Here is a 12,974-nt window from a genome sequence, read left to right as displayed (position 1 = left end):
TGGGCATTGCGGTCTCAGGTGCCGATGGGATCCATGTGGTCGTCGGCAAGTGCATCCGGGGTTCGCAGCAGGGCACCGTGGAAGCGGCAGGTCGCCGCGGCGATGTCCATTGCGGTGCCGAGCACGTCAGTCCACTCGTCCGCGGTCGTGGGGTCTTTCTGCACAATCCCGGCGACGAGGGCGGCGAGGGATGCATCCCCCGCGCCCATGGTGTCGGTCACCGCCCCGGGAAGGGACGAGACGGGCTTGGTCACTGTTGCCGGATCGGTGACCAGCGTCGCTCCTGCGGCACCCCGGGTGGCAAGAACGGTCGGCACGCCAAGCTCTCGCATCCGGGTGACCGCGGCATCCAGGTCCGTCTCGTAGAGGAGCGTCGCGTCGTCGTCACCGATCTTCACGACACCCGCCCCGTCGGCGAGCGCTTCGAACCCGCGGCGGAACTCGTCGAGGTCCTTCATCATGCCGGTGCGAGGGTTCGGGTCGATCACGAGGCGATCGGATGCCTCGCCCACAGCGTCGATGAGCGCCGCGGTCTGTTCGGCGTCGTCGAACGGGTAGCAGCTGACGACGATGCGATCGGCATCCGCGATAGCAGCTCGCTGGGCTTCATCGAACGTGAGATGACGGGCCTGGGCCGCGTCGTTGAAAACGTAGGTCGGTTCACCGTCGACCCGCACGCTCACGGCTCGCGAGCTTCCGAGCGGTGAGGGAGAGGCGAGTAGTTGCACGCCGTAGTCGTCGAGGTAGGCCCGGATCTTGGCACCGGCCTCGTCGTCTCCGACCATGGCAATCAGCGTTGTCGGCACGCCCAGTCGCGACAGGCCAACAGCCACATTCAGTGCCGCTCCCCCGACGAACTCCTTCACGCCGGCGTCGTCGCGCAACTCGTCGATCAGCGCATCGCCGATCACTACCACCGAGCTCATGCCGGGGCCTCTCCGTTCTCGAGCACACGCGCGACGAACGCTTCGGTGCGGCGCCGTGTGCCATCAATTTTCAGGTCGACGCTACCGCGCATCTCACTGGGCGCGAGCGGCGCGGCCAGCCGCACGTTGTCGTGGCACGAGAGGTCGGTGCAGATGTAGGTGCCGACGCTGTCACCGTGAGCGCCAGCGTCCCCGGCGCGTCGCGCGGTGAACAGTGAGACCTGGTTGCCGGGCTGCATCGTGTGGCACAGGTTGCACATCGCCGCTCGCGACCGCGACGAACTGTCGGATGCGCGAAGCACGACTCCCCGCGGCTCTCCATCGACTTCGGCAACGAGGTATCCGCGGCCCCGGAACTCGGGGTCGCGCCAGGCGAGAAAGTCGAAGTGATACCAGTCGGTCGTGCGGGCACTCAGCGGAACCTCGATAACGCGAAGCTCGTCGGGTGCAGCGTTGACGAACGACGCGCGAAGTTCCTCTTCGGTAAGCGGACGCATGCCACCTCCTCCCCCGACATCCTACGAAGGTGGCAGCTCACGGAGCAGGGTCTGATCAGTCTCCGGTCCATCCGAGTCGAGCTGCTACCGCGTCGGCCGCACGACGCGGGAAGTCCACCCAGCCGCGCTCGAGCCCACAGAGGATGTCGAACAGCGCCCGCGCCGCCGGCTCGACCTCCTGCGCGACGGCGCGCGCGATCTGCTCGGCCAGCTCCGGGAAGTCGGCTTCGAACCGACGTAGCGGATCGATCCGATCCCGCGTCGGTCCGCACCGGTCGGGAAACCGTCCACGGATCGTCCGCACAAGCAGCTGCACGGCCCAGGTCCTGACGAACTGCCCAGCCACGAGCACCTCTCCGCGGCGAGCGCGGCCGACACCGATGAGGATCTTCACGAGCACGAGTCGAGCGTCCTGGGCGGGATCGAAGCGGTCAGCGAGTGTTGCCCGCTCGCGCGCATCGTCGATGAGGTCGGTCACCGTGTCGGATTCGTCGTCCAGGGCTACCGTCGCGTCCCCGGCGACGGCGCCGGATAACTCGGATGCTTCGGCCACCGCAAACTCCATCACGTGGCCGTCGTCGTAGACGGCGACGAAGCCGATCTCACCCTCACGGGCCGTCAGCGCGAGCGAATCCGGGTCGGGAAGCCAGCCGAGGTCAGGGCGCAGGGCCTGGCCCCGACCCGGCGCGACGATGGCCAAGAAGTCGTGATCCGACCACTCATCACGGCGGTCACGGGCTTGGTCGGATGCCGATCCGAGCAGCGCGAGGCCGACGAGGTCGGGATGCCGCGCAACGCCGTCCACGAGCCCGCGACTGAGCTCGTCGAAACGCTCAGGCGTCGCCATCGCCCGATCCTTCCCGAGACTCCGGCACATCGACGCCCGGGAGGGCCCAGGCTGCAAACGTGGGGCCCGTCGACCGGATGCCGACTCTGCCGTCCGCTGCGGCTGCCAGCGCCGCATCACCGAAGAGTGCCTCCGCACGTTCGGCGCCGAGCAGCGCTGCTGAAGGAAGCGTGACGTCGGCATCCGTCGTGGCTGCCAACACGAGGATTGATTCCTCAGCGCTCTCGCGCACGAACACCACCGCGTTCTGGTCGACGTGGACCCAGCGCAGACCCCCGTTCGCCAGGCCGGGATGCCGGCGCCGCAGCGCGATGAGCTGCCGGTAGAGGTCGAGGCGGGCGGCGACCTCGGGATCCGACTCGGTGCCCCACGGCATCGGGGTGCGGCTCGCTTCACCGTCGGCGCCGACGAGGCCGAACTCGTCGCCGGCGAACAGCACTGGCATCCCCGGCAGTGTCATCGACAGGCCGACGGCCAGCGGAATGGCCTCCGCCGGTGCGTTGGTTGCGAAGCGGGCGGTGTCGTGACTGTCGAGGGTCTGCATGTTTCCCAGCCGCACGCGCCACGGGATGCCCGCCGTGAACCGGGTGACGGCGCCGACGAACTGTCTCGCGTCATAGCGGGGGATGCCGCCGACCGGTTGCCCGAAGAACCACGGCTCCGTCCGCTCCTGCCCGTCGCCGGTGAGGTAGGGCGTCCCCGTCGGCTCGCACAGCCACGCCCACAGCGGCCGCGCGAACGACGGGTAGGTCATCGCGCCGTGCCACCCGTCGCCGGTGAGGTCGCCGGATGCGTCGTTGGTGATCTCGGCGATGAGGATCGTGTCGGGATTCGTCTCGATCATCGTCTGCCGCGTCAGCTGCCGGACCTCGGCGTTCAGGTCGACGTCTCCGAGCCGCCCCGTCATGTTGGCGACGTCGATCCGCCAGCCATCGAGCGAGAACGGGGGGTTGAGCCACTGCGCAACGACCGAATCCGGCCCTTCGACGAATCGGCGACGCAGCTCCGACGAGGCCCAGTTGAACTTCGGCAGGGTGGGGGTGCCCAGCCACGACTCGTAGCGGGTGCGCTCGGCATCCGTGAAGTAGTAGAACTCGCCCTCGGGCGCTTCGGGATTCCCGAGCGCCGCCTGGAACCACTCATGCCGGTCGCCGGAGTGGTTCGTGGTGAGGTCGCCGATGACACGGATGCCGCGCTCATGCGCAGCCGCAACGAGACGGATCAGCGCTTCGTCTCCGCCGAGGAGCGGGTCGACGCGCGTGAAACTCGACGCGTCGTAGCGGTGATTCGAGGCTGCCGGAAAGAAGGGGGTGAGGTAGAGCAGGTTCACGCCGAGGTCGGCGAGGTGGTCGAGGCGTTCACGGATGCCGTCCAGGTCACCACCGTAGAACTGTTGCGAACGGCCCGGCATGACGGGATCGACCGGCTCGTCCCATCTCGCGGGGATCGCCCAATCGGGGGTCGGATGCCGATCCGCGGCCTCCGAGCGGGCGAACCGGTCGGGGAAGACCTGATACATGACGGCGTCGTACATCCACTCCGGCGGGGCGGGGTGAGCGACCAGGGCGAAGTCGTCGGCGTCGCGGGTTTCGAGATCGGACAGGCCGGCCTGGTTGAGCCACTCCACGCGGCCGGACTCGTGGACGAGCAGCCAGCGGTAGCCGTGCCGGCGGTTACGCACGACGATCGGGGCCTCCCACCAGCTCCAGCCGTCGGCGGTCCCGAGTTCGGTCGCCTCAGTCCAGGCGGGTTCGTGGTCGGGATTGGAAAGAGTGCGTACTGCCCGCAGCGCGGGATAGTCGGCGGGAACACGCAGTCGAACGCGAACGAGCTCACCGAGCGCGGGCGTCTGGGTGGAGACGTGGAGGGGCGATCCGTCGTGGTGTGGCAGCAGGGTGGGCGTGGTCATGATCGGTCCGTTTCGAGAGGTCGGCGCGGTGCACCGTCGGTCGGGGAATCCTGGTTGCACGGCCGCGGCCATGACAGAGCCCTCAGATTGTTCTTCAGTTATGGAGTCGGGTTCTTCCGGGTCAGCGCCTCGAGCCGAGATGGATGGCGGCAGCGGCGCCCGGGTCCAGGGCGAACACAGCGATGCCACCGGAGACGGAGTATTCAGTTCCGGCGCACCCGCCGTCGCCGGCGGCATCCGGTCCCCCGGTGATGACATCACAGTAGGCACCGTCGGGCATCGTCGTGGGGACCTCGATGCTCTGGATGTCGTCGCCGACGTTCACGGCGACGACGCCGCGACCTGCGCGCTCGAAACCGTAGGCGTCGCCGGAGTCGACTCCCGGCATCCGGGGCGCGTCCCCCGCCATCGCGCGGAACTCGAGCATGCCGCGGATCGCCGGCCAGCTCTGCACGCACGTGCGCTCACCGTCGGCGAGATCGGATACGGGGCCCGTCGTGTCCGCACAGCTCGCATCAAGGACGCGGCCGTCGGCATCCGTGGGTGCTCCGGAATCCCGGTCACTGAAGGCGTACCCCGAATAGAGGACGGGGGTGCCGTAGTCGTCGGCGAGCATGAGCGCGTTCGCGATGATGTAGAGCTGCGGATCGCGCGCTGTGACGTTCGCTTCGCCCCGCTCGGTGTCGTGATTGTCGACGAACACGATGGCCGCCTCCGAGGGAACCTGTTGCGGGCGGTCATCGGAGAGAACGGGATCCGAGAAGACCCCGTTCTCGAGGGGCGGGGTGAGCTCGCGGGCGTACGTGAATTCGAAGACCTCCCCGAATCCTTCGTACTCTTCAGGCGCGATCGGTTCACCGGCCCCGCGGATGACCTCGCTCATGATGCGGGTGCCCTGCGGCAGCTGCGAGACGATGGCCTCGACATCCGTCGCGGGAATGTGTTTGGCGGCGTCGATCCGGAATCCCGACACCCCGAGCGAGAGCAGATCCTCGAGGTAGGCGCCGATCGTCGCACGCACCGTGGGGCTCGCGGTGTCGAGATCCGCGAGGTTCACCAGTTCACAGTTCTGCACCTGCTCGCGGTTCTTATAGAGCTGGATGTCGTCGTTCGCTGTCAGCCCGCAGCGGTGGAAGTCGGACTCCGTGTACAGCCCCGGGTAGTCGTAGTGCGCGTACGCTGTGCCGGCGTACCCAGCGCCGGGTTCGTCCTGGCCGGTCATGTGGTTGATGACGGCATCCGCGATCACCTCGACACCGGCGGCGTTGCAGCGCTGCACCATGTCGGCGAACTCGTCCCGGGTTCCCAGGCGCGACTCGAGCTGGTAGCTCACGGGCTGGTACGACGCCCACCACTCGTCGGCGGCGATGTGCTCCTGCGCTGGCGAGAGCAGCACCCACGCGATCCCGGCGGGCGCGAGCGTTGTCTCACACTCCTTGGCCACAGAGGTCCACGGCAGCTGGAAGAGCTGGATGCCGACATCCGGTGCGGCAGGCTCGGGGACCTCGATCGAGGCCTGCGTGCAGCCGGCGAGCAGAAGCACCGCGGCCGAGACGGCGGCGACCACCGCCCCGGCGCGGGCGCGAAGGCCCGACATCCGTTACTTCACACTTCCCGCAGTCAGGCCCCCGACGATGTAACGCTGCAAAGCCAGGAACAGGGCGACCGGCAGGATGGCGGCCAGCACCGCACCGGCGGCGAACACCGACCAGTTCTTCGAGAACTCGTCCGAGATGAACTTGTACAGGCCGACGGCGAGCGTCTGCTTATCGGGATCGATCAGGATGACGCTCGCGAGCACGAATTCGCTCGAAGTCCCGATGAACGACAGCAGCCCGACCACCGCAAGGATCGGAGCGACCAGGCGCAGGATGATCGTGAAGAAGATCCGCGCGTGCCCCGCACCATCGATCTTCGCGGCCTCGTCGATCGACGACGGAACCGTGTTGAAGAACCCGTACATGAGATAGGTGTTCACCCCGAGCGCGCCGCCGAGATACACCATGATCAGCCCGATCTGGGAGTTCAGCCCGATCGCCGGGAAGATATCACCGATCGCCACCATCAGCAGGAAGATCGCGACGACGGCGAGCAGCTGGGGGAACATCTGCACCACCAGAAGCGTGGTGAGGCCCACGCGACGCCCCGTGAACCGCATGCGCGAGAAGGAATACGCCGCGAGCGCGCCGAGGAACACCGTTCCGGCCGCCGTGACGAGCCCGATCACGAGCGTGTTGACGAACCACGCGCCGTAGGGATGCTGGGCACTGGTGAACAGCGAGACATAGCTGTCGAGACTCAGGCGCTGGAAGAGGCCGTTGGCCGTCAGCAGCGTGCCGTTGGGGTTGAAGGATGCCGAGATGACGTACAGCAGCGGGAAGATCGCGAAGATCCCCACCAGGATGCCGATCAGGTGGCGCCATCCGGTCTCGCGGAAGTAGCGGCGGAACGGCCGTTTGGGCGCGGGGGCACCGCCGGGGACGCCGGCTCCCCCGCTGCCGCCGTCGCGGCTCGAGGTGATCTCGGTGTCTTCGTCGGCGACCTTCTCGAGAAGGCCCTTGGCGGCCGGGGCGCCGGGACGGAAGTCGCTCATGTCAGTTCAACTCCTCAAGTGCCTTGGTCTGTCGGAACGCGATGATCGAGATCGTGCCGACGATGAGGAAGATGATGATCGAGAACGCGCTCGCCAACCCGTAGTCGGCAGTCGAACCGACGAAGGCGACCTTGTAGACCATCGTGATCAGGATGTCGGTGGCGCCGACGTTGACGCCGGCTGTCGCATCCCGGGGCCCACCGCCGGTGAGCATATAGATGAGGCTGAAGTTGTTGAAGTTGTAGGCGAACGAGGCGATCAGCAGCGGTGCCACGGCAACCAGCAGCAGTGGGAACTTGATGCTGCGGAAGACCTGCCACGCGTTGGCCCCGTCGACCCGGGCAGCTTCCTGCAGGTCATCAGGGATTGACTGCAGCGCGCCCGTGCAGATGAGGAACATGTACGGGAATCCGAGCCAGAGATTCACCAGGATGATGCTGAACTTGGCCAGCCACTCGTTCGTGAGCCACGGGATGTCGGCGCCGCCGAACAGGACGACGTTGATGAAGCCGAACTCCTGGTTCATCATGCCCGCCCAGACGAGCGCCGAGAGGAACCCGGGGAACGCGTATGGGAGGATCATGAGGACCCGGTAGTACTTCTTGGACTTCATTCGCGGATCGTTGAAGACGATCGCGAGGAACAGTCCCAGCACAAAGGTCGTCGCCACCGAGAGGAAGGCGAAGACGAACGTCCAGATGAGTACCGAGAAGAACGGTCCGCGAATGGACTCTTCGGTGAAGGCGCGCGTGAAGTTGTCGAAGCCGACGAAGATCTGCCAGCCGGGAAGCAGTTCCGTGCCGTCCTCGGCGGTGAAGGCGCCGGTGCCGATGTCGTAGTAGACCGTGCCCGTCCGGGTGTCGGTCATCGTATCTGCCTGCTCGTCGTACACGAGCTTGGACAGGTAGACGTACGCGCTGGAGCCGTCGGGGGTGCGCAGCGACCCGTCGTTGGGGTCTTCGCTGATCTGCACCGCCATCGCGGCGATCTGCTGCTGGTTCGCGACGATGTCGGCGAACGTGAAGCTGTTGTAGCCGTCGAGACCGACAGCCTTGCCGCCGTCCATCTGGGCGTTCTCGACCGGCTCGAGCGGGTTCTCGTCATTTCCGATCTCGACGCCCCCGTCAGGGTCGGTGACCAGGAACGACAGCTCCCCGAGCTGTTCAACGATCGTGAGCTTGTAGGCGGGGGAATCGGGCACCCGCTCCTGCGCTTGGAGGAGGAGCGCGTTGACGGCGGCGTCCTTGTCACTGTTGTGACCGGTGCCGTAGTTGGTGAAGGCGACGTAGGCGGTGTAGCCGGCCGCGAAGATCTGGAAGACGAAGAGGAAGATGAGCCCTGGAATCAGGTACTTCGCGGGCAGGTTTCCGCGGCTGAAGTAGATGTAGTTCGCGAAGCCCGTGATGAGCAGGATGACGACGATCGGCACCCACTGCTGGCTCTGCATGAGCACGAGCACGGAGTAGAGCGCGAGCGCGTCGATGATCGCCATCGCGACGATCTTCAGCAGCAGGACCTTCCAGCCGACGCCGGCAGTCTCGGCGATGCGGCGGGCGCGCTGTGAGCGCTTCTCACGCCGCGGGTCGATCGCGGGGTCGCGATTCTCGGTGGTCGGAGCAGACATCCTCATCCCTCTTCCTGAGCAGGGTACGAGGTGGGGTGGCGCTTACGCACCACCCCACCTGCGTGGATCGGATTACTCGATCGCTGCCTGGACGTCGGCCGCCATCTGCGTCCACAGCGCCGGCGCGTCGCCGCCGTTGATGATCGCAGCCTCGGTCACGCCCCAGTACTGCCAGACCGAGCCCATCTCGGGGATGCTCGGCATCGGCACGGCGTTGGCGCCGACCTGGCCGAACCCGGCGACCACGGGGTCGCTCGCTTCGACCTGGTCGAAAGCGGCCGTCAGCGCCGGGGCGCGGCCGCCGACCTCGTAGAGGGCAATCTGCACGTCTTCGCTACCGACGTAGTTGACGAGGAACTCGTTGGCAGCGAGGGTGTTCTCGCTCTCCGAGCTCAGGAAGAAGCCCTGCACGCCGGCGAACGGCTGAGCGTCCTGGCCACCGGCCGAGGGGATCGCGTCGACGGAGAAGTTGATCCCCGCCTCTTCGATCGCCGGGACGTTCCACGGGCCGGTCAGGAAGAACGGCGACTTGCCCGAGGTGAAGTTCTCCAGAGCGAGGTCACCGGTGATGTTGGTGTTCAGGATGCCGGCAGCACCCTGCTCGCCTAGCCAGTTCGCGAACTCGACGCCACCTTCGTTGCCGATCTGCAGGTCGTCGGCGTTGTAGCTGCCGTCGGCGTTCTGACCGAACACTGGCGCACCGAACGAGGTCTGGAAGGGGTACAGGTGGTACGGGTCGGCGGCTTCGGGGTCAAGGCCCACGAGGAAGGGGTACTCGGTACCGGCGGCCTGACCCTTGGCGATCATGTCGTTGTAGTCGGTTGCAGCCTCGGACACGAGATCCGTGTTGCGGATGAGGGCGATGTTTTCGATCGCGTAGGGAACGGCGTAGGTCTGGCCGTCGTAGGCCCAGGCGTTGATGGCGACATCCTCGAAGTCGCCCGCCTTGTCGCCGAGCTCGACCGGTGCCACGACACCGTTGGTCACGAGGGTTCCCAGCCAGTCGTGCGCGCCCACCGCGATGTCGGGGCCTTCACCGGTCGGAACCTGCTGGACGAACTGGTCGCGGATCTCGCCGAACTCCTTCTGGACGAGCGTGACCTCGACGCCGGTCTGCTCGGTGAAGTCGGCAGCCGCCGCCTCGAGCACGCCTGCACGGTCGGCGTCGACCCACACGGTGATGGAGCCGGACATGTCCGGCGCCGTGGTCTCGCCACTGTCTGAGCTGCCCGCGCAACCGGCGAGGGTCAGAGATGAAATCGCAGCGATCGCGCCCAGGGCGACGATGCTCCTCGTGTTCACCTTCATTGGTGTGTGCCTCTCTTGAGTGCTGATGTGATCGGCCGTCGCGAGTGTTCCGCGTCGAACCAGTGTGCTCACGGGTTCTGCAAGCGCTTACATTTGTATCATCCGCGTGACAATAATGCGAGAAGACGGTTGGTCATCGATATCAGTTCGTGACTTCCCACAACGGTGGAAGCGCTTCCATGCCCTAACCCCCGTAGACTTTCGACATGGCTGATTCATCCTTCGACATCGTGAGCAAGGTCGACCACCAGGAGGCCGACAATGCCCTCAACCAGGCCCGCAAAGAGGTCGAGCAGCGCTACGACTTCAAAGGCACCGACGCCTCGATCGCCTGGAGCGGTGAGCAGATCCTCATCAAAGCCAACTCCGAGGAGCGCGCGAAGGCCGTGCTCGACGTGTTCCAGTCGAAGCTGATCAAGCGCGGGATCTCCCTGAAGAGCCTCGACACGGGTGAACCGACGGCCAGCGGCAAGGAATACCGCATCGTCTCGAGCCTGAAGGACGGGATCTCTCAGGAGAACGCGAAGAAGATCGGCAAGATCATCCGCGACGAGGGCCCCAAGTCGGTGAAGTCACAGATCCAGGGCGATGAGCTGCGCGTGCAGTCCAAGAGCCGGGATGACCTGCAGGAAGTCATCCGGATCCTGAAGGCAGCCGACCTCGACGTCGACCTGCAGTTCGTCAACTACCGCTGATCCGCCCCGAACACCTCCGTGGTGGCGGCTAGGCGGATGCCGAGTCGTGGGGCTCGGCCGACTCGTCGAGCTGACGCAGGCGTTCGATGAGGTCGGTGACCTGCGCCTCCGTGAACAGGGCATCCGGCCCCTCGGAAGCGACTCCCGTGAATGGGTCTTCGTAGAGTCGACGCGGGTCGAGGTGGCCCGCGATCGTGAGCTGCTCGACGATGAGATCGACGAACACGTGCTGGCGGTGTGTGAAACCGGATGCCGCCACGAAGTCACTGAGCGCGGCTTCGGCCGCTGAACGATCGAGCCCGACGATCGAACGGATGAGTCGCCCGAGGCCGCGTGCTTCGTCGGCCTGAGCGCGCAGCTGCTCGGCATCCACTCCCCCGACGCTGATGAGGATCGCCTCGAGTTCGGCGAGATCGACGGCGGTGAGTTCGCGTCCGGTCCGAAGCTTGCGCAGCGCGAGGTTGTCGCGATGCGCCACGAGGAATCCGAGGATCTTCTCGCGAAAAGCGCGACGGTCCAGCCCCGGCATGACCCGCGCGATGTCGACGTCGCGGCGCTCGGCGATCGTGTCGGCGAAGTCCGTGTACATCGGATGCTGGCCGCTGGCATCGATCAGACGCACGAGCCCGCGCAGGCCTATGCGGACAGACTCCAGATAGGTGAGGCTCGCGGCATCCCACCACTCTGGATCGGTGATGGCGCTGAGCAGCGCAGCCTGCTGATCAACGGCCGGGATGCCGCGGCGCTGAAGCAACGCGGCAGCGACGTCGCCGACCCGTGCAACGATCAGCTGCGGCACCGGGTCGCCGCCGGCAACGGCGACCTGCGCCTCGAGCAGCAGCAGGTCGAACCTCTTCGCCGCTTCGTCGGTGTCGGTTTCGGAGGCCGTCGGTAGTCCCGCGAGGGCGGCGGCGCCATCCACGTCGGCGGGAGTGAAGTGCTGCCACGCCTGGGCGGGGGTGAAACGGTCGACGGCGCGCAGATGCTTGCGAACGAGGAAGTTCTGGCGGTTCATGCCTCCCACCGCGGCGTGAAGGCGCGTCGCGAGCTGGTCACGCAGCGGCGCAGCATCCGTGTCGTCGCGACCCGCGAGCAGTCCCAGCAGTCGCAGGCGTGCGAGGAACGCGCGCTCCGAGACGGATACCGTTCGATGACCGGAAGCCTCGGGAATGTCGGCGTTGAAGTACTCGATGTTGCCGCACACGTCGAAGATGATGAAGTCAGTCTTCGGCTTGCCGGGCCCGTACAGGTCGGGACGCAGTCGGGTGCCGCGTCCGACCATCTGCCAGTACTTCGTCTGCGAATGCACCGGCTTGAAGAATACGAGGTTGACGACATCCGGGATGTCGATGCCGGTGTCGAGCATGTCGACGGAGATGGCGATGTGGGGCTTCGCGCCCGGGGTCGAGAACCTGTCGATGAGGTCCTGAACGTAGGGCCCCGAGGCGTGCGTGATGATCGCCGCCGTCTGGCCGCGTTGCTCGGGGAAGTTCGCGTCGAAGCGTTCCTGGATGAACTCGGCGTGCTTCTGGTTCTTCGCGAAGATGATCGTCTTGCCGAGCACGTCGCCGCCCTGGACGTACTGTCCCTCATCGACGAGGATCTCGAGGACCTTGTCGACGGTGTCTTCGTTGAACAGCCAGCGGTTCAGGACTGCGGCATCCACCTCGTCGGGGATGTCGCCGTCCTGCCATTCGAGGGCGTCCCACTGCTCGCGTTCCTCGTCGCTGAGGTCGGCGTAGCGGATGCCGCGACTCATGAACCCGAGGTCGATGACGCGAGCTCTCGGCGGCACGAGGAAACCTCCCGCGATCGCGTCGTCGAGTTCGAAAGCGTCGGTGGGTACTCCATCGTCGAGCTCGAAGAGTCGATACGTGTTGTGGTCGATGTCGGCTCGGGGTGTTGCGGTGAGACCGACGACGAGCGCGTCGAAGTAGTCGAAGATCTCGCCGTACCGGTTGTAGATCGATCGGTGTGCCTCGTCGACCACGATGAGATCGAAGTAGCCGGGGCCGAAGCGGCGCAGGTTGTCGTCTCCCGCGTCGATGAGGTTCATCACCGTCGCGTACGTGGAGACGAAGACACGGCCCTCGCTGTCGCGGTCGGTGAGCAGGTTCACGGGTGCACTGTCGGGCAGGTGCGTCTTGAAGGCGCCGACCGCCTGGTTCACGAGCGCGGTGCGGTCGGCGAGGAACAGCACCCGCTTGACCCAGTTCGCGCGCTGCAACACGTCGACCAGCGCGATCACGGTGCGGGTCTTGCCGGTTCCGGTGGCCATGACGAGCAGGGCTCGGCGCCGCTTGTGCTCGAACGCGTCGCTCACAGCGCGAATGGCGCGCAGCTGGTAGGACCGCTCGACGATTCCCCGATCGACCGCGACGGTCTCGAGGGGTCTGAGCATCGTGCGCCGCTGCACGGCCAGCAACAGTTCGTCTTTCGTGAGGAATCCTGCGACCTTGCGTGGAGGGTAGCGTCGGTCATCCCAGTACCAGGTGTCGTACCCGTTCGTGTAGAAGATGAGCGGGCGCTGGCCGGTGTCGCGTTCGAGGGCATCCGCGTAGATCGCGGCTTGCTC

General features: G+C 66.2%; 10 protein-coding genes. 1 reads left to right on the top strand and 9 read right to left on the bottom strand.

Annotated elements, in window-relative coordinates; genetic code table 11:
- Window positions 1-14: 14 nt before the first annotated feature.
- From B3587_RS13840 to B3587_RS13805, 8 genes are all read right to left on the bottom strand, one after another.
- A complete protein-coding gene (locus tag B3587_RS13840; RefSeq protein WP_292729711.1) occupies window positions 15-926 on the bottom strand; it encodes a PfkB family carbohydrate kinase in 912 nt (303 codons plus the stop codon).
- Window positions 923-1,423: an FBP domain-containing protein gene (locus B3587_RS13835; RefSeq protein ID WP_228177908.1), complete on the bottom strand. Its 501-nt coding sequence runs from the start codon at window positions 1,421-1,423 to the stop codon at window positions 923-925. The genes B3587_RS13840 and B3587_RS13835 overlap by 4 nt, the downstream gene beginning before the upstream one ends.
- Before the next feature lie 55 nt (window positions 1,424-1,478).
- On the bottom strand, window positions 1,479-2,270 hold the full coding sequence (locus B3587_RS13830) for a hypothetical protein (RefSeq protein WP_292729706.1): 792 nt from the start codon (window positions 2,268-2,270) through the stop codon (window positions 1,479-1,481).
- Window positions 2,257-4,179, bottom strand: coding sequence for a glycoside hydrolase family 13 protein (locus tag B3587_RS13825; protein WP_292729704.1), 1,923 nt, complete (start codon window positions 4,177-4,179; stop codon window positions 2,257-2,259). Before B3587_RS13825 ends, B3587_RS13830 begins: the two co-directional genes overlap by 14 nt.
- A 121-nt stretch (window positions 4,180-4,300) precedes the next feature.
- A complete protein-coding gene (locus B3587_RS13820) occupies window positions 4,301-5,776 on the bottom strand; it encodes an alpha-amylase (RefSeq protein WP_292729701.1) in 1,476 nt (491 codons plus the stop codon).
- Between the two features lie 3 nt (window positions 5,777-5,779).
- The gene (locus B3587_RS13815) at window positions 5,780-6,772 is read right to left on the bottom strand and encodes a sugar ABC transporter permease (RefSeq protein WP_228177904.1); all 993 of its coding nucleotides are present in this window, start codon (window positions 6,770-6,772) and stop codon (window positions 5,780-5,782) included.
- 1 nt (window position 6,773) lies between these two features.
- Complete coding sequence (locus B3587_RS13810; protein WP_228178032.1) at window positions 6,774-8,396, bottom strand: ABC transporter permease subunit; 1,623 nt, start codon at window positions 8,394-8,396, stop codon at window positions 6,774-6,776.
- A 72-nt stretch (window positions 8,397-8,468) separates the two neighbouring features.
- On the bottom strand, window positions 8,469-9,704 hold the full coding sequence (locus tag B3587_RS13805) for a sugar ABC transporter substrate-binding protein (RefSeq protein ID WP_228177903.1): 1,236 nt from the start codon (window positions 9,702-9,704) through the stop codon (window positions 8,469-8,471).
- A 206-nt stretch (window positions 9,705-9,910) separates the two neighbouring features.
- Here B3587_RS13805 and B3587_RS13800 point away from each other — a divergent pair, with 206 nt between their 5' ends.
- Window positions 9,911-10,399, top strand: a complete 489-nt coding sequence (locus tag B3587_RS13800) for a YajQ family cyclic di-GMP-binding protein (protein WP_228177902.1) — start codon at window positions 9,911-9,913, stop codon at window positions 10,397-10,399.
- 28 nt (window positions 10,400-10,427) lie between these two features.
- Here B3587_RS13800 and B3587_RS13795 read toward each other — a convergent pair.
- A partial coding sequence (locus tag B3587_RS13795; protein ID WP_292729696.1) for a DEAD/DEAH box helicase family protein occupies window positions 10,428-12,974 on the bottom strand: 2,547 nt, incomplete at its 5' end.

It is taken from the genome of Microbacterium sp. UBA837, assembly GCF_002296025.1.
Taxonomy (GTDB): Bacteria; Actinomycetota; Actinomycetes; order Actinomycetales; family Microbacteriaceae; genus Microbacterium.
This window is presented reverse-complemented; position numbering and strand designations above follow the sequence as displayed.

Bases quoted from the DNA above. Each gene is read 5' to 3' on its own strand.
- B3587_RS13840 (WP_292729711.1), bottom strand. From the start codon at position 926: ATGAGCTCGGTGGTAGTGATCGGCGATGCGCTGATCGACGAGTTGCGC.
- B3587_RS13835 (WP_228177908.1), bottom strand. From the start codon at position 1,423: ATGCGTCCGCTTACCGAAGAGGAACTTCGCGCGTCGTTCGTCAACGCT.
- B3587_RS13830 (WP_292729706.1), bottom strand. From the start codon at position 2,270: ATGGCGACGCCTGAGCGTTTCGACGAGCTCAGTCGCGGGCTCGTGGAC.
- B3587_RS13825 (WP_292729704.1), bottom strand. From the start codon at position 4,179: ATGACCACGCCCACCCTGCTGCCACACCACGACGGATCGCCCCTCCAC.
- B3587_RS13820 (WP_292729701.1), bottom strand. From the start codon at position 5,776: ATGTCGGGCCTTCGCGCCCGCGCCGGGGCGGTGGTCGCCGCCGTCTCG.
- B3587_RS13815 (WP_228177904.1), bottom strand. From the start codon at position 6,772: ATGAGCGACTTCCGTCCCGGCGCCCCGGCCGCCAAGGGCCTTCTCGAG.
- B3587_RS13810 (WP_228178032.1), bottom strand. From the start codon at position 8,396: ATGTCTGCTCCGACCACCGAGAATCGCGACCCCGCGATCGACCCGCGG.
- B3587_RS13805 (WP_228177903.1), bottom strand. From the start codon at position 9,704: ATGAAGGTGAACACGAGGAGCATCGTCGCCCTGGGCGCGATCGCTGCG.
- B3587_RS13800 (WP_228177902.1), top strand. From the start codon at position 9,911: ATGGCTGATTCATCCTTCGACATCGTGAGCAAGGTCGACCACCAGGAG.